The 24,427-nt window shown below is 40.5% G+C and carries 19 protein-coding genes and 1 pseudogene; 9 read left to right on the top strand and 11 right to left on the bottom strand.

Annotation, left to right across the window (positions count from 1 at the left end; genetic code table 11):
- Positions 1 to 582: 582 nt before the first annotated feature.
- Complete coding sequence (locus MSHOH_RS18305) at positions 583 to 867, bottom strand: non-histone chromosomal MC1 family protein (protein WP_048141836.1); 285 nt, start codon at positions 865 to 867, stop codon at positions 583 to 585.
- A 463-nt stretch (positions 868 to 1,330) separates the two neighbouring features.
- On the opposite strand from MSHOH_RS18305, the gene MSHOH_RS18300 reads away from it, so the two are divergent.
- The gene (locus MSHOH_RS18300) at positions 1,331 to 2,224 is read left to right on the top strand and encodes a prenyltransferase (RefSeq protein WP_048141834.1); all 894 of its coding nucleotides are present in this window, start codon (positions 1,331 to 1,333) and stop codon (positions 2,222 to 2,224) included.
- Positions 2,225 to 2,444: 220 nt separating this feature from the next.
- Positions 2,445 to 2,894: pseudogene (locus MSHOH_RS23195) on the top strand (UbiA family prenyltransferase); the annotation flags it as partial.
- A 53-nt stretch (positions 2,895 to 2,947) separates the two neighbouring features.
- Here MSHOH_RS23195 and MSHOH_RS18295 read toward each other — a convergent pair.
- From MSHOH_RS18295 to MSHOH_RS18285, 3 genes are all read right to left on the bottom strand, one after another.
- The gene (locus MSHOH_RS18295; protein ID WP_239451052.1) at positions 2,948 to 3,934 is read right to left on the bottom strand and encodes a dimethylarginine dimethylaminohydrolase family protein; all 987 of its coding nucleotides are present in this window, start codon (positions 3,932 to 3,934) and stop codon (positions 2,948 to 2,950) included.
- Between the two features lie 88 nt (positions 3,935 to 4,022).
- On the bottom strand, positions 4,023 to 5,054 hold the full coding sequence (locus MSHOH_RS18290) for an L-histidine N(alpha)-methyltransferase (protein WP_048141833.1): 1,032 nt from the start codon (positions 5,052 to 5,054) through the stop codon (positions 4,023 to 4,025).
- Positions 5,055 to 5,337: 283 nt separating this feature from the next.
- Entirely contained in the window at positions 5,338 to 6,408 is a 1,071-nt protein-coding gene (locus MSHOH_RS18285; RefSeq protein ID WP_239451051.1) for a radical SAM protein, read from the bottom strand.
- 830 nt (positions 6,409 to 7,238) lie between these two features.
- Here MSHOH_RS18285 and MSHOH_RS18280 point away from each other — a divergent pair.
- Together MSHOH_RS18280 and MSHOH_RS18270 are read left to right on the top strand one after the other, a co-directional pair.
- Positions 7,239 to 8,237, top strand: coding sequence for a hypothetical protein (locus tag MSHOH_RS18280; protein ID WP_158024236.1), 999 nt, complete (start codon positions 7,239 to 7,241; stop codon positions 8,235 to 8,237).
- Between the two features lie 425 nt (positions 8,238 to 8,662).
- Entirely contained in the window at positions 8,663 to 9,592 is a 930-nt protein-coding gene (locus MSHOH_RS18270) for an SPL family radical SAM protein (RefSeq protein ID WP_048141830.1), read from the top strand.
- Between the two features lie 67 nt (positions 9,593 to 9,659).
- Here MSHOH_RS18270 and MSHOH_RS18265 read toward each other — a convergent pair whose 3' ends face one another.
- From MSHOH_RS18265 to MSHOH_RS18250, 4 genes are all read right to left on the bottom strand, one after another.
- Entirely contained in the window at positions 9,660 to 9,983 is a 324-nt protein-coding gene (locus tag MSHOH_RS18265; RefSeq protein ID WP_048141828.1) for a carboxymuconolactone decarboxylase family protein, read from the bottom strand.
- 133 nt (positions 9,984 to 10,116) lie between these two features.
- The gene (locus MSHOH_RS18260) at positions 10,117 to 10,824 is read right to left on the bottom strand and encodes a polysaccharide deacetylase family protein (protein ID WP_048141826.1); all 708 of its coding nucleotides are present in this window, start codon (positions 10,822 to 10,824) and stop codon (positions 10,117 to 10,119) included.
- A complete protein-coding gene (locus tag MSHOH_RS18255; RefSeq protein WP_048141824.1) occupies positions 10,799 to 11,929 on the bottom strand; it encodes a glycosyltransferase family 4 protein in 1,131 nt (376 codons plus the stop codon). Before MSHOH_RS18255 ends, MSHOH_RS18260 begins: the two co-directional genes overlap by 26 nt.
- The gene (locus MSHOH_RS18250; protein ID WP_082089417.1) at positions 11,905 to 12,966 is read right to left on the bottom strand and encodes a lysylphosphatidylglycerol synthase transmembrane domain-containing protein; all 1,062 of its coding nucleotides are present in this window, start codon (positions 12,964 to 12,966) and stop codon (positions 11,905 to 11,907) included. Before MSHOH_RS18250 ends, MSHOH_RS18255 begins: the two co-directional genes overlap by 25 nt.
- Positions 12,967 to 13,373: 407 nt before the next feature.
- Between MSHOH_RS18250 and MSHOH_RS18245 the strand changes: the two genes are divergently transcribed.
- Positions 13,374 to 14,501, top strand: coding sequence for an aldo/keto reductase (locus MSHOH_RS18245; protein ID WP_048141821.1), 1,128 nt, complete (start codon positions 13,374 to 13,376; stop codon positions 14,499 to 14,501).
- A gap of 289 nt (positions 14,502 to 14,790) precedes the next feature.
- Here the strand turns inward: MSHOH_RS18245 and MSHOH_RS22375 are convergent, their stop codons facing one another.
- Entirely contained in the window at positions 14,791 to 15,501 is a 711-nt protein-coding gene (locus MSHOH_RS22375) for a cupredoxin domain-containing protein (protein ID WP_239451050.1), read from the bottom strand.
- Positions 15,502 to 15,829: 328 nt separating this feature from the next.
- Between MSHOH_RS22375 and MSHOH_RS18230 the strand changes: the two genes are divergently transcribed.
- The 3 genes from MSHOH_RS18230 (at position 15,830) to MSHOH_RS18220 (ending at position 20,872) form a co-directional block, all read left to right on the top strand.
- Positions 15,830 to 16,723, top strand: a complete 894-nt coding sequence (locus MSHOH_RS18230; RefSeq protein WP_048141817.1) for a helix-turn-helix transcriptional regulator — start codon at positions 15,830 to 15,832, stop codon at positions 16,721 to 16,723.
- 527 nt (positions 16,724 to 17,250) lie between these two features.
- Positions 17,251 to 18,120 (top strand): helix-turn-helix transcriptional regulator, encoded by an 870-nt coding sequence (locus MSHOH_RS18225; protein ID WP_048141815.1) that lies wholly within the window; start codon positions 17,251 to 17,253, stop codon positions 18,118 to 18,120.
- Positions 18,121 to 18,736: 616 nt separating this feature from the next.
- Positions 18,737 to 20,872 carry a catalase gene (locus MSHOH_RS18220; protein WP_048141813.1) on the top strand — a complete coding sequence of 712 codons (2,136 nt, stop codon included), beginning with the start codon at positions 18,737 to 18,739 and terminating at the stop codon, positions 20,870 to 20,872.
- 167 nt (positions 20,873 to 21,039) lie between these two features.
- Here the strand turns inward: MSHOH_RS18220 and MSHOH_RS18215 are convergent, their stop codons facing one another.
- Positions 21,040 to 21,735, bottom strand: coding sequence for a class I SAM-dependent methyltransferase (locus MSHOH_RS18215; protein WP_048141812.1), 696 nt, complete (start codon positions 21,733 to 21,735; stop codon positions 21,040 to 21,042).
- A gap of 424 nt (positions 21,736 to 22,159) precedes the next feature.
- Positions 22,160 to 22,357 carry a hypothetical protein gene (locus MSHOH_RS18210; protein WP_048141811.1) on the bottom strand — a complete coding sequence of 66 codons (198 nt, stop codon included), beginning with the start codon at positions 22,355 to 22,357 and terminating at the stop codon, positions 22,160 to 22,162.
- A gap of 818 nt (positions 22,358 to 23,175) precedes the next feature.
- Between MSHOH_RS18210 and MSHOH_RS18205 the strand changes: the two genes are divergently transcribed.
- Positions 23,176 to 24,333: a cation diffusion facilitator family transporter gene (locus MSHOH_RS18205; protein WP_048141810.1), complete on the top strand. Its 1,158-nt coding sequence runs from the start codon at positions 23,176 to 23,178 to the stop codon at positions 24,331 to 24,333.
- Positions 24,334 to 24,427 lie beyond the last annotated feature (94 nt).

The raw sequence follows: 24,427 nt of genomic DNA, 5'->3' as shown, positions 1-24,427 counted from the left end.
CATCTCTCGCGAGAAATGCTAAAAAGGTCTCAGTTTTTGCCAGGTACTGACTCTACAGTTCCTTAAAAGCTCCTTTAAGGTACCTTTTTGTCACTATTTTCCTTAAGAACCAACATAGAGAGATTAGAGTCAGTCTGATTAATTTCCAGGTTTCTCTATCCAAGCTCAATCTCTACTTTGCAAATTCATATTTTATTACTAAGGAGCGCAAAGAGTCACGAATACCCTGACCTTCAGGTCAGGGATGAAGTGAACCCTCGCTGGCTTTTTGTTTTCGATTCAATTTAAAATCACCATTCCTTTGTAAATAAGGAGTCACAGAAAAAACCGAAAAAAGAGCCTAATCATATAAATCAAAGAAATCAGGGCAAAGGGAGGAAGTTGACGATTTCTAAGTACCAGAATAACCGGGCGGGCGGCCCGAAGCATACTCCACCTTTAGGGTGAGGTGGCCGCCCGCAATTTGATTTTTTATCTCAAACGCGTAGGTCCTAAAAGTTAAAGATATTCAAGCTAATTCTTTTTGACATCGAAACAAATGAAAGAACCTAGAATTTCGAGGTACTTATGGAAAAATACGTTTTATTCGATTGTTTCTATTTTTTCTTTCTTGACAAAGGGTTTGCTAATTTTCTCCGGCATCCATTCAGGCTTGTTTTTTGGAGCTGCGACAAGTTGCTTCCATGCCTTGAAAACATGCACTTTCTTTGTCCCGCGTTCCCTCAATCGGATAGTGTCCGGTTTTGACTTGGTTCCTTTGCCCCGGTTCGCAGCTTTTAGAGCAGCTTGTCGAGGCTGTTTTCCAGTGAAAACTCCATGCTCGTTACCATCTACATCTCGTAAAACAAAATTTCGTGTGTCAGACATAAGGGTCATCTCTCAAAGTATTTTACTAGAGATAAATTAAATTGAAAGTATATATAATTTTCTTAAAATGCTGTCAATAGTTGTTGCTTTCTTTTAGTCTAACACCCTGTAGCCTGCGGTGAGGATAGAAACTACCCGGAAAAGTAGAAAATTAAATTTTATTAGAGCTCTGGAGTAAATATATTGAATCTACGTGAACTATCGTAAATTTGATTTACATTTATAAGAGTTCAGAACTCTTTTCACGATCAGAAACTTGATTGACTATTCAATATTCGATATGGGGCAACACGATTTTGAGTTTTAGGATGAGATCATAAAACGTTATAAAATTTAAAAGTTAAATCAATATCCAAAATTTTATGTTCATTCTTTTATTTTGGTATAAAAAATTATGTTCAATAACGCAAAAATGTTTATGTTTTATGGTGCCCTTTTACACTTATTTTCCCGAGGCTAAAAAATGAAAGAAACCCTGAAAGCCTATATCGACCTAACTCGCGCTCACTTTCTTCCTGCCTGGCCCCTTATTTTTTGCTCAGGGCTTGTTCTTGCTTTTGCAAATTACGGCGGTTTTTCCTGGACATTAATCATTAAAGCTGCGCTGATAGGCCTGCTGGGATTCGAAGCCGGTTTCGTGCTCAATGACTATGTGGACAGAAACAGAGACAGGCTTGATGTAGAAAACACCCTTACAAAGTACTGGAGACCTTTTAAAGAGAGACCCATTCCTTCGGGAAAAATTTCTTCAAAAAAGGCTTTCTGGCTGTTTATCCTGTTAGCAGGAGTTACTTCTGCCCTGATATTTACACTTCCCTATCCAAATTCTCTTTACGTTTTTGCAATAATGCTGTACTCTTACGGCATTGAGGCTTTTTATCAGGTAAAGAAAAGAGACCAGAAGTTCCCTATCGCCCAGCTTCTTGGAAGAACGGATTTCACTCTTTTTCCTGCAGCAGGTTACCTCTGCTACGGGCAGCCTGACATGACAATGCTGCTCTACATGTTTTTCTTCTATCCCTGGACGATGGCGCACCTGGGCTTGAATGACTTTATTGACCTGGAAAATGACCGGGCAAGAGGAATGAAATCGATAGCTGTCCTTTACGGCGCAAAAGGGGCTATTTACTGGATCACAGGTTTTACTCTCCTTCATTTCTTTACAGCTATTTTCTTCCTCAGGGAGCTTGGAACTATTGCCCCCTACGGCTTTTTCGCAGGTTTTGTACTTCTTGCAGGTTCAAACGTTTATCTCTGGAAAAAGCAAAGTCATGATGCAGGTTTGAAGATACTGCCCATTTACCACGGAACTCTGGTAATCTATGCGGTCTCGATTATTCTTGACTTCATTTATTGAGCCTGTAATTGAGCCTGATTTATTGAACCTGAAAGGCAGAATTGGAACATCTGAAACAGAGCTGCAAGGCGCGGCTTTTTTAAGGATGAGCTGTTTTAAACTGGCAGCTTTTTTAGCCCAGGCTGTTCTTTGAGCTGTATTTCTCTCCCGCTCTTTTTCTTTTCCTTTTGAGGGAACGAAGACTGAAGGGGTAAAAGAGACTGTTAAGACTTTGATAGACATGACCAGAGCCCATTTTTTTCTTGTCTGGATTTTGCTTTTTTACTCAGGGCTTGCCCTTGCTTTTGCTAACTACGGCGAATTTTCTAAGGAAATAACATTCAAGGCAGTTTTGATCGGACTTTTCGGGTTCGAAGGCGGACTTGTACTTAACGATTACGTTGACCGGAAAAGAGATAGGCTTGATGTTGAGGGTTCCCTTACAGGCTACTGGAGACCTTTCAAAGACCGCCCGCTTCCTTCGGGAAGGATTTCACCCGATTTTGCTCTTGCAGTGTTTCTATTGCTCTCAGCGTTAACAGGAATTTTTATGTTTACTTTACCTTATCCAAATTCTCTGTATGTTTTTCTCACAATGCTTTCGTCATGTATTCTTGAATACTTTTATCAGGTGAAAAGAAAAAACCCAGAAAGCGAGTTTGTTTGCACTTTTCCTTTTTCATGTTTCACTTGTGCTCTGTTCCTGCTCGATTATTCTCGATTCTTTCCTCTAGCCTCAAAAGCTCAGTGTTTCCTTCTGCAGAGCCTCAATGTATGGCAACGCAGGCTTCCCCCTCCTGCAAGCAGGGCTTCAGGGTGGAAAGGAATAATCTCAACACCTTCCTGTGCAAGCCTTCTTTTTGTTTCCGTATTAAGTGCAATATCATAATGAAAGATAGTTCCACTATCCAGGGGGACAAAAGAACAGGCCAGGCGGCTTTGCTCCGAGTCCGAGACAGGAATGATCTCCACTCCTTTTTCCCGCATGAACCCTTCAAAATCGATTCTTTCTCTGGAGCCTTCCGTATACAGACGGGATTCTTCAAAAGCAGGAAGATAAGCAAGAGCAAGGTCCTCTCTTATCCTGTTGAATATGGTATCGGGATGCATATAGCGTCTGGTTTTTGGAATGCGGGCGTAAATAATTTCATCAAATTCGCTCAGGATATTTGAAATAAATTCCAGGATAAAAGGATAGGTATGCCGTTCCGTATCTGCAACAAAAACGGTATCTTTTGAGAGAAGGAGACAGCCTTCGAAAAATCCTTCGCTTCCATTGAATTCATTGAGTATTGGAATTCCCAGCTTGTTCAGGGCTTCCTTTACGACAACCTCTTCATTTTCCCTTGCAGGCGGGCGCATTTTTGAAAGCATTGCTCCTTTTTTTGAAATAACAGCAGTGTCGTGCAGGAAGGTCAGATTTGGCAGCCTTGTTATAAGGTCTTTATTTTCTTCCACATGATCTGCAAGCTCATAGACTCTTACCCCGTTTGATTCCAGCAGTTCCTGATACCTCATGTGCTCTTTTATGTATCCTGAAATCTCAGGAACTTTATCGTAGAGCCAGTGCTCATAATTTGACTCATTGACCAGAAGGAGTTCGTCTCCCGGAGTGTGCATAAGTACGCTTTTAAGCTTCCCCAGTTCGTCACAGCCATAAGCGATACTTGATCCTGTTTTTTTCACTTCATTCAGATTTTCGATCTGGCAGCCCATGCTCGAATCCCCCATTTAAAGCCTCCCTATCCGAAAATTCCTTTTTTTCTTGAAAAATTTCCGGTTCTCTCTTGAAAAACCCCTTACCTTATCTGCAGTTTTTTCAGGTACGTTTTTTTGCAAGGAATATTGCATTCTCCCCATCTTTGCTCAGAAAAGCTCTCAGAATATCAAATCTATTAATATCCAGAAGAGCAGTTATCTGATCGTATGTGTATTTATAAGTAAAACCCATGCGAATGACATCTCCTTCCCTGAAACTTACGGTTTCGGAGCCTATTGTGATCTCGGTATCCTTCAGGATATTCAGGCTCTTTCGTGTCCTGCACAGGGCTCCTATCCTTGAGTCCACATGTGAGAGCAATAATTCAAAATCGAAATCTTCTGGAGCCATTCCGTACTGAAGCAGAGGATACATGTTGAAAAGGGCATTCTCTCTTGATGCATACGTACCAAGTACAGACTTTCTTACTGATTGTGCATCCTCTCCTGGTCCGGGTTCAGGGAGAAGACTGGCATCAAAGAAAAAAAGGTCTCCCTGTTCAAGGTTTTCGTAGACGAGCTTGAGTATGAACTCAGGCTCATAATTACAAAAGGTATTTCCCAGAATAGAGAACAGGACAGGAAGGCGCCAGTGTTCTTTAAGGAGTGGCATATCTTCGATAAAGCCAACTATGCCTTTCTTTTCCACAGGCAGGTCCCTTGCTTTTTCAAGGGCAAGATCTACAAGCTGACTGTTTATATCAACAGGATAATAGATTATAGGCACCTTTTCGGAAGCAGGTCTCTCAGCAAGGTTTTTCTTTATCAGTTCTTCTAGAAGAATTCGCTCTTTCTCCCCGCTCCCTACTCCAACGCTTACAAGGCTCATACCAGCAGGGATGAATCTGACGACTGAGGCAATATTTTCTTCAAGAAAGTCTTTAAGTCTTCTGGCTACAGGAAATGTCCCGGACCCATCCAGTTTCAGCCAGTTTTTTGCTCCTCCTACTCCCGTGTACAGGAGATAATCAGGCAATTTATGGCTTTTCAGGCTTTCACACATCTTTTCTTCCATACTGTTCTCTGTGGAAGCTATAATTTTTTCTTCGTTCTCCGAAGCCTGCCCCCGTTTTACCTTTCCTGTACTCTCCAACTTCCCACCTTCTGAGTTCTACACAAAAGCCTCCTTACCCGCAGAGTTGAATGAACATTTTTTGGTTTCAGTCCCGTTTTGCTCTACAAGTTCTGCTTTTGTAACTTAATTTATCCTTTTTATTATTGTGATGCATTATCCTGTATTATTTTATCACTTTAAGATCTTATAAATTATGATTTCTCTTAAATTCGACTTTCACTTTCTGTCTGTTTTTCTGCTTTTTCCGATATTTTTTCCAATTGTCATTTTTGTTTTTAACTCGGTTACCCTGTCTTCTGTCTTATTTGAAGCACTGCTGGCACTCCATCCTCAGGGCTTTGAGTGGGTCAATCCCATTGTTTATGCCTACACTGTAAGCATATCCGCGGCAGCCTATACATTCCCCTATATTCTCACAGTTCCCGCACCTGCCTTCCAGTACTCTGTCGATATTCCTGACGTATGTGAAAAGTTCGGAGTTGTAAATCTCCTTAAGGCTCATTCTGTTTACATTATAGGGGTATCCCCCGTTAATCCTGAGTGCAGGATGTTCATCCAGTTTTGTAGGCGCACAGGGCCGGACGTTTCCTTCTATATTGATGTACAGGCTGTAAAGATGCTGAAGACAGCCGCTTGCAGTAATCGGGGTGTAAGGAAGCCAGTCGTACCCGTAGTATTTTCGGTCTATATCCAGCAGTCTTAATTTGTACTTTTTTATTTCATCAGCTGTGAGCAATTTATCTTCAAGTTCGTCATTTGCCCTGCCTGTCGGAGTGAGAATTTCCATATTGGGAAAGATATTGTTTTGCCTGCAGAAGTGCCAGATCTCTTCAATTTCTTCCAGGTTCATTTTATTGCTCACAAAAGAAATCCCAAGGCGGAGTTTTCCAGGCTCTGCAGGGTTTGAAAAGCCGGCTTTTATCAGATTTTCTAGCCCGGTTTTAATATCCTCAAAGGCCCCTTCCCTTCCTGCCAGATAGTCCTGGACCTCAGGCTTGAGAGAGTCAAGTTTTCCCATAACGGAAGCGTTATGTCCGTACAGGAATTCTGCAAGTTCTTCTGTCATCAAAACAGTGTTTGAAAAAATCATCGGGACAATCCCGAGAGAATCAATGTAGGCAATCAATTCTCTAAAGTTCGGGTAGAGGGTAGGCTCTCCTCCCCCTATCACAACCACAGATTTGATACCCAGTTCTTTTGCTTCGGATATTATGCGTTTGAGGGCATTGAAGTCAGCTATTTTTACGGAATCCTCTCCGCTCTGTGCATAACAGTAACGGCAGTGAAGGTTACATGATGTGTTTGTCTCGAGTCTTATGGCTAAAAGCCTGTTTGAGTTTCGGGCTTCCTGTGCTTCCTGTGCTCCGTACATATATCCACTAAGTGTTGGAGGCGGTGAAAACAGGGCATTTATGTCCGAATTAATATGTTCACCCTCCTCACATTTAAAAAGAATATGTAAATTCTTAACTTATTTATTATCTTAAATAACAAATTTTTTCCCCTAAAATACTAGAAAATAGGTATTTATCAAGTTGTAAGAAACTAAGTGTTTTTTTGAATCGAACCTGCTTTTTGGATCGAATACATGTTAAATAGAATATATGTTTTGAGTCAAAGACATGTTCTCTAGACTGAATATAAATCTCTTAAAGTTGCAGCATATTTTTACCGCTATCTTATTGAATGTAAGAATCTGTCTGGAAATTAAGTTTAATTCCATAATTGGGATCGAACTTACGGACTTGAACTGAAAAATAGTAGTATTAAGCCGTTAAGTATATTTTAAGTGTAATTTTAAACAATGATGCTTACTGTATTTTTTCATACGTCGAGATATAAATCTTATAGGATAAAGCATTGCAGAATTGCATATCTTCTTTTATATATTCAAATTTGAATATGAATTGGAGCAATATACTATATATAAGTCTTTCTCGCCAAATCATCCAACAATCAAAGATCAAGGAAGGTTAAGGAATAATTACAGGCTCGAAATTTGTATAAAAATCGCATTGTTAGAAACTTGAACACAAAATTTACAAAGAATAAACAAAGAGGAATTTATGAAATTCGATAGTGTTTTCCAGGTACCGCCCGAACTCCATAAATTATGGTCTAAGAGGCCCAATTAAGTTAGGTTTGCTTTTATTTAAGCTCACCTGATTCTGCCTCCCGGGTAAAAATACACAGGAGAAAAATATGAAATGTAATAAAATTACAATAGGGATAATTCTTTTGGTAATGCTGGTTGGTATGGCGTTGATACCGGCAGCAAGTGCACAGAAAGAGGATAATTATTCTGTAACTGCTGAGGAAGCTTTTAAACACGCAAATACACGCATGACGATGTTTATAGCAGCTGAAAGTGATTATGAAAAATGGGAAGGAACGTATATTGATTCCAAACCATTGGAGCTTTATGATATAAACGGTCAAAAATTATATTATGAATTTTCAGTATATAAAGAAAGTACTCTGATAAGTAGAATCGATATTGGTGCTAATAAAACGCTGGGAAGTGCACTCCGACTCCTCGAAATTAATCCTAAACCCTATAACGTGGCTGAAGCCATAGAGAAGTCAATAGAAATCGCCAAAGCAAAATACCCAACTGGAAAAATCGTATCAACAAATATGGTTGTATATGACTATCCTAGCGTAGGGGCAATGACCATAGTAAAAGATAAGACTACTGGAGTTGAACATCGAATATTTGTAGATGCGCACACACTTGAAGAGGTGCAAGACAAACCTGCGACTGAAACCGAACTTGGGGTCTGGTCGATGTATGAACAGGTATCAAAGGATAAAATAGATGAGAATTTGAAAGACTGGCAAAAGAGTGAACAGTTTACTAAAAAATTCGAACAAGAAATAAATGATATCGGAATTGATATCAGTGCGCCAATTACTGAAGAGAATATGAAAAAACTAAGTAACAAACTAAACACCAGTACAAAAGTGATATCATCACCATATAATGCAACTGAAGATACAGGAATTGAAAAAACTAACTTATCACCGTCTGAAGAAATAAACACTATCGAACTCAATAATTCAAAAAAGAATAATTCCGAATCTGGCAGTGATAATAGCTCAAATGAAAATGAATCGAGCAAAAATAACTCTACTCCAGGCTTCGGATTATTGGGAAGTCTAGCCTGCCTGTATGGATGTTGGAAACTCAGAAAGAAGTAATGCAGAGCTCTGATAATCGACTTGCTGGTACCAATAGTCAATTGACTGTCGGATCTGATATGAAGTATGGAAACCTGATGTGTCGAAGCTATCCACACATGTGAAGAGGTTTAGCTCCTTATCTTTTTGTTGGTGGTTGATATAAGTAAAATTAACGGGAAAATTGCTGTTTTTATTGTTTTTCTAATTCTCGTAATGCTTGCGGGACTACCTTTTAAAATACCAGTTGATAAGAAAACATCTGTTAGTGATGAGCTTAAGGTAGGTGGTATGCAAATTTAATTCGAAGATGGAGTCTCCAATTCGGAAGTTAAAGCTATCCTTGAAAGCTGCAACATGACTCTGAATTTTTCAGAATAGGCTTCGTGCCGTAAAGTCCGTTTTCATCAAGTTTCTTATAGCTTTCAACCTTATCTTATCCCAGGATGTTTGAAGAAATCCAGGCTAAAAAAGCCCTTAATAAAATAAAGGAAACAAGCAGGCTTGCACTGCCGTTCCAATGGGATCTGAATATTTATAGAGGATGTGAACACGGCTGCAATTACTGTTATGCAATGTATTCCCACAGCTATCTGGAAAAAGAAGAGAAAATTTCCTGTGCAGGGAAAAAAGACTCTGATTTTTTCCGAAAAATATATGTAAAGACAAATATCGCAGAAGCCCTTGAAAAACAGCTTGGAGCCCGTTCCTGGAAAAAAGAGGTAATTAACATAGGCGGGGTATGTGACAGTTACCAGCCAGCTGAGGAAAAATATGGCTTGATGCGCAAAGTCCTGTCGGTAATGATTGAATACGAAAGCCCGATCACCATATCCACAAAATCCGATCTTATCCTCAGGGATTACGACATGCTTGAAGAACTTGCTGAACTGACGCACGTAAACGTTGCGGTCACGGTTACAACTATGGATGAAAAACTGAGTTCTCTGCTGGAACCCGTTGCTTCTTCTCCCGAAAAACGTTTTTCAGTTCTTCAAGCTTTCAAAGATACAGCAGCTACTACCGGGCTCCATATGATGCCAATTCTTCCTTTTCTTACCGACAGCCCTGAAAACATCGAACAAATTCTTTCCAGTGCAGCCGAATGTGAAGTAGATTACGCTCTTCCGAGCTTGCTTTATCTCAGGGGCGAAACCAGAAAGCATTTTTTCAATTTTCTTGCATGCAGTTTTCCCGAACTTCTGGGTCCTTATAATAAATTGTATGCAAAAGGCGGGGCTGACAGAGCTTATAAAGCTGAACTTTACGGGGTACTCAGGAATCTCATGGAGAAATACAATCTTTCAGCCGACTACATGAAACCTCTGGAAATAAAATATTCAAACCCAAAGCAGCTCAGGCTGACGGACTTTTAAGAGGAATTTTGAACTGCTTTTGTAGAATGCATGAAAAAAGGAAAAGTAGTAAAAAAGAATCAAGCTTTTATTTTTGACAGCTGCAGGAAATGTTTCCTTTCAGGATCTCTTTCCAATCTCCGATTACGTCATGAGTCCAGCAGTCGTCTGCACCTGCGGCTTCCCTCATGACCAGGGCAAAGATATATGAAAGTTCTTTGACCGTAGCTCCTGCTTCGAGGGCACCCTTGAAATGTTTCAGGACACATGGTTTTGATCTGGCTTTAATCGAGAGGGCGAAGCAAATGAACTGGTAGGTCTTTTCGTCAATCATCCTTTTTTCGGCATAGAGCTGGTCAATCTCGTCCAGCTTCTGGGTGAATTCAGGGAAAAATTCTTCCAGCATTCTCATTTCTGTGGCTCCTTTTTTACTGTGTACTGCATGTTCACAGTGTTAAGTCAATAAGCGTATTATGATATTTTTTGTATTTAAGTATTAGTTCAAAATCTTTTGAAACCATTTCTCCTAATCCAGCTCATAATTTTTAGAAGGATGCTCTTTCTTCCAGAGTTAAAAAAAGACAGTTTTCAGCTTTAGAAGCATGTATCAGAACCTTAAGGTTCTCAAGAGCTTTTTCTCCGGTATTGAACTTGCAGTCCAGACGTACAGGCATTCCGGACATGTCCACAAATTCCCATGGATGGACAAAAATTACAGGAGCTGTTATATGCCTGAGAAATGGGAGAAAAATATCCGGGGATAATCTCAGAAAAGAGGAGGTAATCGTTGTCGGAATCCTGATTATTTTGCCTTCTATCTTTGTTTTTCGAGAAAATGGAGGCTTGTAAGCCGCAAGGGAAGAGTCATACCGAAAGCCCTCTTCTTCCAGGAGTTCGAGATAACTTTCAGGGAACTGAAGGTTTGGAGCCCTGAAGGAAACCACCCGCTTTTCAAACTGCCTGAGCACATATCCTGCCTGCTTCAGGGAAATCTTTGCTTCTTCTTCTCTCATGCGGTCAAAACGGGCGTGGGTATATCCGTGACAGCCCAGCTCATGTCCCTCTTCCGGAATACGGCGGATGAGATCTGGATACTTCTCTGCCATCTCTCCCGTCACGAAAAAGGTAGCCTTTATTCTTTCTTTTTTGAAAAGATCCAGCAGTTTTGGCAGGCCTTCTTCTATGCCTCTGGTACTCGTAAGCATGGGTGGACAGTCTTCTTCCACATCAATTGTTATTGTGATGTTTTTCATAAATGACCTTTGCATATACCTGGTTTGTCTGTTCATATATTCTGTTCCAATCGTAAATTGAAAGCTCCTTGCTCGCTTCCCTGGCAAACGAGGTTCGTAGGGCTGGGCTTTCAATCAGAGTTTGAAGGTAGAACGAAAATTCTGCAAGGTTATCTGCCAGGTAGCCGTTTACACCATTTTTGATAATATCTGAAACCCCGCTATGATTCATTGCCACAACAGGGACCTTTTTTGAAATTGCTTCCAGAATCGAAATCCCAAAGGCCTCATCACTGGAAGGAAGGGCAAAGATATCTGCCTGGTCCAAATATCCAAATACCTCCCTTCGGGAAATTTCCCCTGTAAAATAAAAATTACTGGATAATCCGGTTTCTTCTACTTTTTTTTCCAGGCGTTTCCTGAGAGGACCGTCTCCTATCATTACAAATAGCAGGTTTTCATTTTTTGCCAGAAGGGAAGGAGCAAGATCTACAATCTTTTTCACGCCTTTTTTCTTTGTCATGCGTGCTACGGTTATGATTATAAGTTTTCCTTCCATATTAAAAGGAGAGATAACCCCGGCAGTTATATTCTCAGAGTCAACTCCATTAAATATCCGGTAAATAGGTTTTGTAGTCATTACTTCTGAATCTTTTTCAACTGCTGAACTGACGGCAATTACAGCATCAGCATTTTTTAGAAACAGTTTGCCTGCAAGATACAAAAGAGAGCTATTCAGGGTATGTCCTACAAGGGAGTGATTAGTAACTACTACAGGAATTCCGAGTTTTCTAGCTGAAACAAGGGCAGACATGCCAATAGGAGAATCCAGTCCGTGACAGTTAATAATATCATAATTACTTTCTTTTAAAAGGGTATAGAGTCTTTTGTATGCACTTGGCATGAGTAAACGTTGCTGTCCTGGTAATGGTTTACCTTTAATCCTTATTACCGGAACTCCGTCCCTCATACTGTATTCGGGGACTTCCGGATAGCTCCTCGTAATAACATTTACCTCGTGACCATGCATGCTCAGGGTTTTAGCAAGAGCATGCATAGAATACTCGATTCCTCCCAGTTTCGGAAAATACCAGTCACTAATCAATGCAATTTTGTATCTTCCCATATCTTAAACCCACCGTAATAAAACAGATATAGAAATCCTATAAGGCTACTTAGCCCATAGGAGATGAAACGCTCCAGAAAAACGAAGCTTCCTGCGGAAGTAAAGGGTAACCCAAAAAATAGAAGCAAAGAGATGAGACCTCCTTCAACTATTCCAAGCCCCCCCGGAGTTACTGGTAGAAGTCCGAGAAATAGGTACAGTATTGAGACTGCTGTAATAATATACATAGAGAGAGGGAGATTAAGGGCTAAAGCGATCAACTTGAGACGTATTATATCAAGAATCCAGACTGAGCAAGATAGCAGGAGAACAGAGGTAAAGGATTTGTTAAGCTGTTTCCAATTTTGTTGTATCTCCTTGAGAAGGGGAGCAAATTTTTCTTTGAGATACCATATTACTGTTCCTGTTATCGCGAAGACTAAGAGCAACAGAAATATTGAGTTTGGCATTGGATGGTTTGTCAGAGGTAAGAGTTTGCCTTTTAATGAGGGAAATGCATACAGCACATAAATTAAGAGCAACGTGATAGGAACTATTTCAACCACCCTTTCGAAAAGGATTGTTATGAAAGCGTTAGTATAGCTTACTCCAAATTGTTTTTTTACCCAGAGTATTCGCAGGGTCTCGCCTCCTGTCCTGTTTGCCGGAGTGAGGTTATTTACGAATATTGATCCGAAAAGAATTGGAAAAAGACTTTTTGCTCTAAGATTATAGCCAATAGAAGAGAGAACCTGCTGCCAGCGGACTGCAAAGAAGTACACACTCAGCAGATAAACTGAGAACGCTAGAATAACATAAATAATCCGTGTTTCGCTGAGGATTTTCCAGCTTTCTTCCAGCAAAGGTACAATCTCTGTCCAGTGAGTGCGGACCAGAAATATTACCGTAAGTATCAAGAGGCCCGCAGTGGCTTTTTTCAAGGTAACCAGGCTCAATAATACACCTTCGTAGAGACTCAGTGCGGAATTGCCGCAAATTACACTTTTTCCAATAGTTGAACTACCCCGATTTTGGGTCTTTTCTTTATTAGATGACATCCGTAGTCTGAACTGACATTACTCAAGCAGTTTTCCAGACTGAAAAAGCAGCATCTTAAGTTTTGATATCCCTAAATTACTTTCCATATGTCCCAGACTCGAGATTCGAGAGAAATATATTTCGTTTTCCCCATCCATTTCCCATTCTAAATTAGGCTCTTTTTATATAATATCTATTATCACTGTTTTTTCTTATGTTTTGAGTTTCAAATACGTTTTCCGACCATGGATTCTCTCATTTTTCAGGAATCTCTCTTTACGCAGGGACTGTTTCTTTTTCGAATCCCTGTTTGCTCTCATACGGCATTCAGTCTACGCAAAGTGTTATCTTCTATCGTGATAAAAGGGTAGTAAGGGACTAATTCAGTGTGTTTTCCAGTATTTTTTGTTGAGGGGGACGAAAGTGTATGTTATACAGAAGACTTGGTAGGACGGAAGGGGAAGTTTCAATACTGGGTTTTGGTACCATGCGGTTTCCTGTAATAGGGGGAGACGATACCAGGATTGATAAGGAAAAAGCTATACAGATGATCCGTTATGCCATCGATTCAGGTGTTAATTACATTGACACGGCCTATCCTTACCATGGAGGCATGAGCGAAACCGTTCTTGGGAAGGCGCTTGAGAACGGCTATCGCGAAAAGGTCTATCTTGCAACCAAACTCCCAAGCTGGCTGGTTACGAGCAGAGAGGATATGGACCGATATTTGAACGAACAGCTTGAAAGGCTCAAAACCAATTACATTGATTTTTATCTCCTTCATGCTCTAAACAGGGACTTCTGGAACATTGTCAAAAAACACGATGTTCTTGATTTCCTTGATTCTGCGCTTAAGGAAGGGAAAATAAAATATACAGGCTTCTCTTTCCACGACAACTTTGACTTATTTAAAGAAGTAATTGATTCCTATCCATGGACTCTGTGTCAGATCCAGTACAATTTCATGGATGAAAATTTCCAGGCAGGAAAAGAGGATCTGCTGCATGCAGCTTCAAAGGGTCTTGGAGTTGTTATTATGGAGCCTATGCGGGGTGGCTATCTTGTCTCAAATGTCCCACCTGAAGTTCAGGAAATCTGGGATTCTGCCGGTACGCAGAGGAGTCCTGTTGAGTGGAGTCTGCGATATCTGTGGGACTACCCGGAAATAAGTGTAGTTCTTAGCGGAATGTCAGATATAAAGCAGGTAGAGGACAACGTCAAACTTGCAGCTGAAGGCTTTCCTGATTCACTGACCGTGGAGGAAAGAAAACTCATTTCGCGTGTAAAAGAAATCTACAGGTCAAAAACAAGAGTTAACTGTACCGGCTGCCGGTACTGCATGCCCTGCCCATCAGGGGTGAACATTCCTGAGAATTTCAAATTCCTGAACAATGCCGAAATGTTTGATAATGCAGAAGGAGAAAAAGCTCTGTACAGCGGCCTGGAAGGTCAGGCATCAAATTGTACGGAATGCGGGCAGTGTGAAGAAAAGTGCCCTCAGAAAACTCCTATCAGGGAAATGTTAAAAGAAGTTGTTAGACTATTTGGGAAATGATGTCCGTTTTTCCCATAATCCTTTAAACTTCTGTAATTTTGTCTTCAGGGTAGATCAAATCTGGTTTAAAGAGTTCTGTTGGGTCGGCAGCAAACTTTCTTCAAAGTTTAACCATTTTTCGTAGATTTGTTTTTCTTGATCTTTATTCTGCAACACAAACTTCTGTCTGTTTTTCTTTTTATCGATTACGAGGTTATTTCTTACTTACTGTATCATGAGGCTGTTTTTTCGTTTTTATATTACGAGATTATTTTTGATTTTTTTATAATATTACGAGACTACTATGAGATTACTTTTTACGTACTATAACCGTAGATTTTGTTTCCGGCATGGCTTCCAGACTGAATGTATAAGTACCTGCTTCTTCAAACGTATACGAAAAGGTTTTTCCGTAGTACAGGGTTGCATCTTCCCACAGCCCATTATTACTTACAAGCACTGAGGGTCCTTTTGGTCTTTTGAGGTTTATCCAGGTAATCGTATCTCCTTTTTCTATCTCTATGGTTTCGGGAGAAAACATCGTTGAGTAAATTAACATTTTTTCTTCATTCTGGACATTTTCTTTATTGTTTTTCCCTGAATTCGAAGCTGAAGATGCTTCTGCCGTAGCCCTTGTCGTTTCTGCAGTAGCGATTTTGCTGGGAGTTTCCAGATCCTTTTCCTGTAGCTCTGAGGCATATACCATTACAGTTCCCTTTATTTCCGGGTTATCTTTGAGGGTAAATACATAGGTGCCTGGCTCTTCAAAAGTATATGAAAAGGCTTTCCCATAGTACAGGGTCGTTTCTTCCCACAACCCGTCTTCACTTACCAGCACCATTGGGGTTTTCGGTTTCTTGAAGTTGAACCAGGTTACCTCCTCTCCGGTGTTTATCTCGATTGTCTCGGGTGCAAATGTGCTGTAAATAACTACCATATTAGCAGAGGTATCAGCACTTTTTACAACCAGTTTTGTCTCTTTTGCCGCTGCCATACCCGTTGACATGAAAAGAATTGTCACTAATAGAAGGGCAAAAATAATGGTTTTATTATAGTTTTTCGTCTTAAAACCTCCAGGTTTTCACAGTTTTTTATCCAGCTCTTTTTTGGGATACCATCTTACGTTTTGTCCTATGTTTAATATAGCCAAAACGGTATTGTTTTTTCTCTTCATTGCAGGAATGGTTCGGATTGTCTTGCCTGGCAAATGCCCATGGAAAAAGCAAAAAGCACTGGCCATTTTGAGCTGCCTTAAGCAGTGTTGAAAAGTCAGATCTTTTGGCACTTTTCCAGAGGAGAAGACTTTTTCAGTGACTTTATATAATCCCTTCAAGTATTATTGGGACGAGATGAAATCAAAAGCACATATCCGGGTAGAAACCAGACCATCGCTTCTGGATACTATTTTTCTGTCTGAAAAAAGAAAGAACCTTCTCTTGCTCCTGAAAGAAGAGGGGCCTAAAAGCGGTGAAGAAATTAAGGACATGTTTGATTTTCCCTGGAAATCGATTACCCCACAGATAAGAAAATTAATCGATTGGGGTCTTGTGCTTGAGGAAGGTGAGCTGTACGTTCTCTCCGATATGGGTTCAGTAATTGCCGAGAAGGTTCAGGTTCTTCTGAATACGCTTTCTATATACGAAGAAAACCTTGATTTCTGGTATGATCATGACCTGAGTTCTATTCCTCTCCATCTGCTTGCAAGGGTCGGAGAGCTGGGACACGTTAATATTCTGGAAAGAGACCTTTCAAATATTTTTCTGATTCCGGAAGAGATCACAAAGAATCTGGTGGACTCGAAGCGTATTATGTCTTTTGTTTCGGTATTCCATCCATCTTCTCCTTTTCTTTATTTTGAATATCTGGAAAAGGGCATTGAAGCTACGGCAATTGTTACGAAACCCATTCTTGAAATTCTTCAGACAGAATGTACTTTCGATCTTCCATTTATAAAAACGAACAATTCAATCCTTAATAGAGCCCTTATCGAATACAAGCAGGAAATAAAGCATATTCTGAACAGTAAAGCTTCCAATTTTCTGGTCTACGAAGGTGACTTAAAACCGATGTCAATGATTGTTACTGACAGGATTTTTTTGTTATCTCTTCTGGACAAAAAAGGAAGATTAACAACCAAATTTCTTATCAGCTTCGAGCCTGCGGCTCTAGAATGGGGAGAAGAACTTTTCGTGTATTATAAGGAGAGGTCAAAGCCGATCATCGAATCTCTGTCTACCCTTTGAGACTTGTTTCAGATCGGTTATAGTTTCAGATATGGCTAATACGGATAGGACGGATAGGGCAGTCTCAGGCTTCAAAAAGATTAGCTTACTTTGAAAGGTTTTCTTAAAAATCAGTTTCGTATTTAGCTGTAGGTTTTACCTCAGAGCTTCTAGAAATGCGTTGATGATGAGACTTCTTTCATCAACAGCGTACTTGGGAGAGTATTAGGTTTCTCGACAGCTCTTGAAGAAAACCACAGCATATCTACCACATCTTAGCATTCACCCAATCGAAACGACAATAGAATGGTGGTTCTATCTATCGAGTTTATATAATTCTTACTCATATATAGCCAAAACGATAATGATTTTTACTCTGCAATTGGAATATTCTAATGGCTTTGGATATGGCAACACTCTTTGGAATCTTCCTATGTTGTTATGAGGTTCAAAAAACGGTATTTATCTGAGTATCTTGAGGGCTTTCCAGTTAACTTATAATTTTGTTATAATAGATTCTAAAAATAGATTCTAAGCGAGACAAACTCATGAGCCAAGCTTCTGGTACCAGTTCTTCGTTGCTTGATGCAATTTTCCTTTCTGAAAAAAGAAAGAACCTCCTTCTGCTGTTGAAAGAAGAAGGCCCTAAAAGCAGTGACGAGATCAAAGATGCCTTTGATTTCCCCTGGAAGTCAATGATTCCACAGATCAAAAAGCTTATTGAGCTGGGTATGGTTATCCAGACAGATGGAGTATATTCTCTCTCTGAAATGGGGACAGTAATAGCAACAAATATGCAATTTTTGCTAAACACCCTGAAGATATATGAGGATAACAGAGACTTCTGGTCCGAACATGATTTGAGTTCCATTCCTTTTCATCTTCTTACCAGAATTGGAGAACTCGGTCAGTGTAAGGTCCTCAAACCGGACCTCTCTCACATATTTAAAGTTCAGGAAGACATTGTAAAATGTATGCTTGCTTCTTCACGCATCATGGTATTTGTTTCAGCTGTCCATCCAGCTTACCATGTGGCCTGTCTGGAGTTTATTGAAAAGAAAATTGACGTTACAATTATCATGACCGAATCGGTTTTTGAGAATATTCAGGCCGAGTGCCTCCCGAAATCAGATGCAGTTTTTAGTGATATTTCCGTTCTTAAGCTGGACCTTCCGGAGTATAAAAAAGAAATTCAGCTTTTTTTGGACTGCGAAAACTCACATTTTTTCGTGTCTGAGGGGGAAAATAAGCCCATGATGTTGATAGTTACTGATAAAATCTTTGCGCTTTCCCTGCTTGATAAACATTGCAGGGTTGACCGCCACTATATTGTAAGTTTTGAACCAGAAGCTCTAAAATGGGGAGAAGAGCTTTTTGCATATTACAAAAAGAATGCCAGGCCGATTTATTCTCTCTAATATTTATTCTCTCTAATGTTTCACTACTTTTATCTCTCGGAATAATCGTGAACATATTCGGTCATGTGTTTTATTCTCCTTTTTTCCTGGGTTCGGTGTTGTATTAACTCTTACTGGTCAATATTTCATATCTTTCTGAAATACGAAAAAAATGCAAAAATTGTACAACTCGAAATGGAAGTTCTCAGTAATGAAATTTTTCTATCTTTCTTTTCTCTATCCTTCTGCTTACCTATTTCTCACTCCTGCCAGAATTCTTTTTCTCTCCAAATAAATTAGAATATTTATAAAAAAATTCATATAATAACAAAACGTTTTAGAGATGGGGAGTTGGGTATATAGAAATGTACTCAAATGTAGGTTGTAAACTGACTTTCAAGTTTGGGCGCTTGATCAGGGTTTAGAGTTTATAAATTACCGAATCCTGAATTTTCCGACCCTATATCGAATAGGGTAATTTCAAACATAGTTACTACTTACATTGAGCTATACTACTCGCCTTCGCTTCCATCGGAATCTGTATAGCATATGTGGTCCAGGGTTGTCGAATTTTTAACCCTTAAGGGCCTAACATTGAAAATAAACTGACCTAAAAGAATGGAAAGGTGACTATACTATGGATAGAAAGAGGATGGTTAATGAAAAAAGCAAAGACGAGCAATTAGAAACGGTCAGGGAAGATCCGGAAAGTGAATTTCTGACCACGAATCAGGGTGTCAGGGTAAGTGATACTGATATCTCACTCAAAGCAGGAGAGAGAGGGCCCACCCTTCTTGAGGACTTTCACTTCAGAGAGAAATTAACCCATTTTGACCATGAGAGAATCCCTGAAAGGGTCGTTCACGCCCGTGGATCAGGAGCACATGGTTTCTTTCAGGTCTACGAACCCATGACGGAATATACAGGTGCCAAATTCCTGCAGGATCCAAATAAAAAGACGCCGATTTTCGTGCGGTTTTCTACTGTCGTGGGGTTCAGAGGTTCGGCAGATACAGTCAGGGACGTCCGGGGTTTTGCAGTTAAATTCTATACTGAGGATGGGAATTATGATCTTGTCGGCAACAATATCCCAATCTTCTTCATTCAGGACGCCATTAAGTTTCCGGACGTTGTTCACGCGATTAAACCCGAACAGGACAATCAGATTCCTCAGGCCTCTGCAGCACATGATACATTCTGGGACTTTGTGGCTTGCCATCCGGAAACTGCACATATGATCATGTGGGTTCTTTCGGACCGTGCACTTCCCCGGAGTTACCGGATGATGCAGGGTTTTGGGGTTAATACTTTCCGTTTCGTTAATGCGGAAGGCAAGGGCAGATTTGTAAAGTTCCACTGGAAACCCCTACTCGGAATTCATTCTCTTGTTTGGGATGAAACTCAGAAGATAGCAGGAAAAGATCCTGATTTTAATCGCCGTGACCTCTGGGAAGCAATTGAGATGGGCGACTATCCTGAATATGAGTTCGGAGTGCAGATTCTCGAGGAAGAGGACGAGTTTAAATTTGATTTTGATATTCTTGACCCTACAAAGGTTTGGCCGGAAGAAGATGTGCCTGTTAAATGGATAGGGAAACTGACCCTTAACCGCAATCCTGACAACTTCTTTGCTGAGACCGAGCAGGTTGCATTCTGCCCTGCGAACGTGGTTCCAGGGATAGATTTCTCCAATGACCCTCTTCTTCAGGGACGCCTTTTCTCATACCTCGACACCCAGCTAATCCGTCTTGGGGGGCCTAATTTCCACGAAATCCCAATCAACCGGCCGCTGGCACCGATAGCCAATAATCAGAGGGAAGGATATAACCGAACAACAATAAACAAAGGCAAAACCAGTTATTTCCCTAATTCAGTAGGGGAAAACCTGCCACGTCCAGCTTCTGCAGAGGAAGACGGATACGTCCATTATATGGAAAAAGTGGAAGGCAAAAAAATCCGTGCTCGTAGCGAGAAGTTCAAAGACTTTTACAGCCAGGCAAAATTATTCTGGAACAGCATGTCAAAACCTGAAAAAGAGCATATCATAGAGGCTTTCCATTTTGAAGTAGGAAAAGTCAAAGATAAGAAAATCAGGCAGGCAGTCGTCGATGTATTTAACAATGTCGATGGTGATCTTGCAATAGAAATCGCAAAAGGGGTGGGTGTCCCGGCTCCGGCACAAAAAGGAGGGTCTCCGGTAACTAAAGAGTCACCAAATCTTAGCCAGGAACGCAGTGAACATACGGTTAAGAATACTATCAAAACCAGGAAAATCGCCATCCTTGCTGCGGAGGGATATGATCACAAAGATCTGAGTCAGGTGATGCAGGCTTTAAAGGCTGGTGGAGCAAATGTCCACATCATTTCGAAATACCAGGGTATGCTAAAGAGCTCAAAAGGCGAAGAAATTGAAGTTGACAAAAATTATCGCACTACAGCATCGGTATTATATGATGCCGTATACGTTCCGGGCGGAAAAGAAAGCATAGAGACTCTGAAGATGCAGGGAGATGCAATCCACTTCGTTAATGAAGCATTCAAGCACTGCAAGCCAGTGGGAGCAAGCGGTGAAGGGGTTAAGCTGCTCAAAGCTGCAAACCTCCCCGGTATAAAACTTGCAGGACAGGAATCATCTGACCAGGTCGTGTCCGATAAAGGCGTAGTGACCATCAAAAAAGAGGGAGGCAGCAGCTCCTTCAACGAATCCTTTACTGCCGCAATTGCAAAACACAGGCACTGGGATAGGGAGAAGAAGGAACAGGTTCCGGCCTGAACTTTTTTGAGAGAAATGTTTCTTCTCTCTTCGTTCTTGCCTGAGCTTTTTTGAGAAGAGTGTTTCTCTTGTAAGTGTTTCTCTTCTCTCTTTTTTAATAATATATCTCTCCTGTTTTTCTACTTCTTTTTCCTGCTTTTTTCTTTTCCTCTTTTTTCGATCTGCTATCATTTCCTCATGGTTACCATGTACAGTTTCCTCGGGAGCTCTCCTTCCTCAAACTCTTCGATTTCGAAACCCTCGTATCCTTTTGCAAGGTGCTCTATTTTTTCTTTGCTGAAAAAATGCACTATAAAGCCTCCCGCGATTTCATACATATCCTCTCCCCTGTGTACTCCCGTCCCGTAATGGGCATCCCCTGTGTGTCTGACCGTATAGACATTTAACCCGCCTGGTTTGAGCACTCTTCTGATTTCACTGCAGAGGAACTCCAGTTCATCGGTGGTTAGAGCCATACAGTAGAGCATGTGAGAATAGCAAGCATCAAAACTTTCATCTTCAAACGGTAGAGGATTTCTCACATCGTGCCTGAGAGCAGTTACCGAAGCTAAAAGGCCCATACTTTCGGCTTTTTCTTTTATCGCTCTTGACCCGCTTTCAGTGTACTCAAGCGAATGGACTGAAAAACCCCTGCTGGCAAAATAGCAGGTATCCCTACCCTGCCCCCCTCCAAGTTCCAGAATTTTCTTTTTTCCTTCTTTTTCGAAAAGGGCTGTAGCTTTTCTGGCAGGATAACTTGGTTCGTCTCCGAACCTCGAGCAATTGTTCGAAAATACTCTCTCCCATTGAGGCTGCTGCTCGTTAAGGATCTCTTTTTCCACGCCGTGCTCTATTTCTTCGCCATCAGTAGCTTCCTTATTCATTTCATCCACTTCTTTCTTACTAATTTCCTCTTGACCTGCAATGGTACTATTTTATGTTCTCAATTTTGATATAATTGTTTATTTTATTATTATGCGGACAGGAAGAGAATAGGAGAGGGTTAAATCATTTGAGTCCGAAAGGCTAAGTTGTTCTAAATTAAAAAATCATTAAACTGCTCTAAACTCGAAAAAGGATTAAACTGTAACGGATTAGGACTAAGTAATGGTCAAGTTGTCCTGACAAAAAAGGTTAAATAGCTCAGTTTCTCGTGAAATGTAAGTCTGTTTCTGACATGTCTGTTTCCGTTATTGCAGGATATATGGAATGGAGGTTTGCCCGAGAGAGCCTTCTCCCGAGCGATACTTGAGTTGAATATTGAAAACTGGGTTGTTTTCTTTTGAGTTCTTTTTAAGAGTGAAAATTTCACTCTTCATCGATGGCACTGACATACCTGGGGAATAAAAGCATGTAATTTTCCTGGTAAGACTTTCCATCTTTGTTAATGTCGAGATTCCATATAATCTCTGGTTCTCTAGCTATTGTTTTAGCGTTAATCATCCTGTTCCTCCCTGTTTCACCTCTCGTTTTTATGAATTGTCCTCTTTCTATCCTGCCGGACATCTCCCGGGCTGCACAGTCCCGGGATAAGCGCCAGCTGATTTTGCATATCTGTTCGCTTGCAGGATAGGGGATTGATTTCTATCCATTTTAATTAGAACTCGAAAACTACGTAAGGGTAAGGATTTGGGTAATAGCTCTTAGTTATCAAGATAATGAGTCCTTAATGAGTCCTGCTGATAAGCTTTTTAGTGACAAAGTCTCTGATTTGAGAGTCCTGTCAGGGCAAATAACAATGCAATTTGTGTTATATGTCGCCTTTTGAGTTAGGAAGGAGTAAACTCCTTTTTTTTCAAGACCAGATCCCCCTTGAAAGCAACTTTGTCTCCTTCCTTTAGTGTATCTTTGCTTTTCCTTTTTCAAACTCTCTTTTTCTTATTTGCTCATATGATGACGTAAATCCATAATTTTTTGTTATCATTTTTAAAACAATTTTTTGAAGAATTAATACTTTTGTGCCTGCATATGCCAATCAGTAAAATCAAAAATAAAAAATTTATTTAAAAATCATACGCGATATCTTGATCTAAAAAGCTGAAACTTCAAAAAAACAGCTATTTGCGGAATAATCAACATCGTTATCATGTATTTATCCAACGTATAAGGCATGTTATCTCTCTGAGTAATAAATACTCAATTCTTTCTTATTTTGCAATGCACCGGAAATGAAAGACGTAAATAAAAGAGCTCCTTTTTATGCTATTTTCCCAAAAAAAGGTATGATTGGATGCATAATAAATTCTTTTTTAAAGATAAATACCTATTTATAAAGCCACTGCCAAGTTTAATATTGAGAACTGAATCAAAATGAGGGGAAATAAATGTCCAGAGAGAATTCTATCAGTCACCTGCATGATAAAAAGAGTGCTTCTGAAGAGTCCTGTGAGCAAAGTCATAATCATGATGGGCTTTTCAACTCCTATCTTTCTCCTCATTCTCTCTCTCATAAGCTCTCCCATATTCATTCGCATGTACATCCGCATAAACATTCCCACGGTCACAGCCATACACACGGGAGGGTCGATCCCTCAATAACCACAACCAATAAAGGGCTCTGGGCTGTTAAATGGTCATTTATAGGACTGATGGTCACAGCCATTCTGCAAATTTTCATTGTTTATCTTTCGGGCAGTGTTGCCCTTCTTGCCGATACTATCCACAACTTCGGAGACGCATCAACAGCAATTCCCCTTGCAATCGCCTTTTCTCTGGCAAGAAGAAAGCCCAGCAAACGCTTTTCGTACGGGTACGGCAGGGTAGAAGACCTTGCAGGGGTAATCATCATTCTTCTTATCCTTTTCAGCGCAGCAGTTGCAGGATACGAGTCCTTAACCCGCTTCTTGGATCCCAGACCTGTAGGGCATTTGCAGGCCGTAGCTCTTGCCGCAATTATAGGCTGCATCGGAAACGAGGTTGTTGCAGAGTTCCGCATGAAAGTCGGAAAGGAAATAGGTAGTGCAGCCCTCATTGCTGACGGATACCATGCGAGGATTGACGGTTTTACCAGCCTTGCAGTCCTCATAGGGGCAATAGGTGTCTGGTCAGGGTATCCGATTCTTGACCCCCTTATTGGAATGTTAATAACAATTGCCATCCTCAAAATAGTACTTGACTCGAGCAAACTCGTGTTTACCCGCCTGCTTGACGGAGTCGAGCCTGAAGTCCTTGATAAGGTAAAAGATATTGCTGAGAGTGTTGAGGGCATTTGCGAAGTTACAGACATCAGAGTACGCTGGATCGGGCACAGACTTCATGCAGAGATTAATGCTTCTGTTGATCCTTCTCTCTCTGTGGAAGAGGGGCATGAAATTGCCAATGCCGTAAGAGAAAAGCTTCTGGAGAATTTCTCCTATCTTTCCGGGACCACCATCCACGTCGATCCCGTTACAGCCTCAGGTGAGTGCTGTCACTGTGTGCCTGAAAATCTGGAGAAAAGAAAGGGAAAACAAAAGCGTATCTTGAGTGTTTACCCGAGTTGAAGCCAGCAGATTTTTTTGATTTTTCTTGCTTTTTTCTGGAAAAAAGTTGTGAGAAGAGGAATTTCTCTGTAATCACTCCTGATCACATTTCCTT

Origin of the sequence: Methanosarcina horonobensis HB-1 = JCM 15518, assembly GCF_000970285.1 — an archaeon.
In the GTDB taxonomy this organism is placed as follows: Archaea; Halobacteriota; Methanosarcinia; order Methanosarcinales; family Methanosarcinaceae; genus Methanosarcina; species Methanosarcina horonobensis.
The sequence above is the reverse complement of the archived record's forward strand: the minus strand, read 5'-3'. Positions and strand labels throughout refer to the sequence as shown.

Coding starts and splice junctions, on each gene's coding strand:
- MSHOH_RS18295 (WP_239451052.1), bottom strand. CDS start 3,934: ATGGGGGATTCGAGCATGGGCTGCCAGATCGAAAATCTGAATGAAGTG.
- MSHOH_RS18230 (WP_048141817.1), top strand. CDS start 15,830: ATGAAATCAAAAGCACATATCCGGGTAGAAACCAGACCATCGCTTCTG.
- MSHOH_RS18280 (WP_158024236.1), top strand. CDS start 7,239: ATGAAATGTAATAAAATTACAATAGGGATAATTCTTTTGGTAATGCTG.
- MSHOH_RS18245 (WP_048141821.1), top strand. CDS start 13,374: ATGTTATACAGAAGACTTGGTAGGACGGAAGGGGAAGTTTCAATACTG.
- MSHOH_RS18270 (WP_048141830.1), top strand. CDS start 8,663: ATGTTTGAAGAAATCCAGGCTAAAAAAGCCCTTAATAAAATAAAGGAA.
- MSHOH_RS18250 (WP_082089417.1), bottom strand. CDS start 12,966: ATGTCATCTAATAAAGAAAAGACCCAAAATCGGGGTAGTTCAACTATT.
- MSHOH_RS18255 (WP_048141824.1), bottom strand. CDS start 11,929: ATGGGAAGATACAAAATTGCATTGATTAGTGACTGGTATTTTCCGAAA.
- MSHOH_RS18205 (WP_048141810.1), top strand. CDS start 23,176: ATGTCCAGAGAGAATTCTATCAGTCACCTGCATGATAAAAAGAGTGCT.
- MSHOH_RS18300 (WP_048141834.1), top strand. CDS start 1,331: ATGAAAGAAACCCTGAAAGCCTATATCGACCTAACTCGCGCTCACTTT.
- MSHOH_RS18220 (WP_048141813.1), top strand. CDS start 18,737: ATGGATAGAAAGAGGATGGTTAATGAAAAAAGCAAAGACGAGCAATTA.
- MSHOH_RS18305 (WP_048141836.1), bottom strand. CDS start 867: ATGTCTGACACACGAAATTTTGTTTTACGAGATGTAGATGGTAACGAG.
- MSHOH_RS18265 (WP_048141828.1), bottom strand. CDS start 9,983: ATGAGAATGCTGGAAGAATTTTTCCCTGAATTCACCCAGAAGCTGGAC.
- MSHOH_RS18210 (WP_048141811.1), bottom strand. CDS start 22,357: ATGTCCGGCAGGATAGAAAGAGGACAATTCATAAAAACGAGAGGTGAA.
- MSHOH_RS18260 (WP_048141826.1), bottom strand. CDS start 10,824: ATGAAAAACATCACAATAACAATTGATGTGGAAGAAGACTGTCCACCC.
- MSHOH_RS18225 (WP_048141815.1), top strand. CDS start 17,251: ATGAGCCAAGCTTCTGGTACCAGTTCTTCGTTGCTTGATGCAATTTTC.
- MSHOH_RS18285 (WP_239451051.1), bottom strand. CDS start 6,408: ATGTACGGAGCACAGGAAGCACAGGAAGCCCGAAACTCAAACAGGCTT.
- MSHOH_RS18215 (WP_048141812.1), bottom strand. CDS start 21,735: ATGAATAAGGAAGCTACTGATGGCGAAGAAATAGAGCACGGCGTGGAA.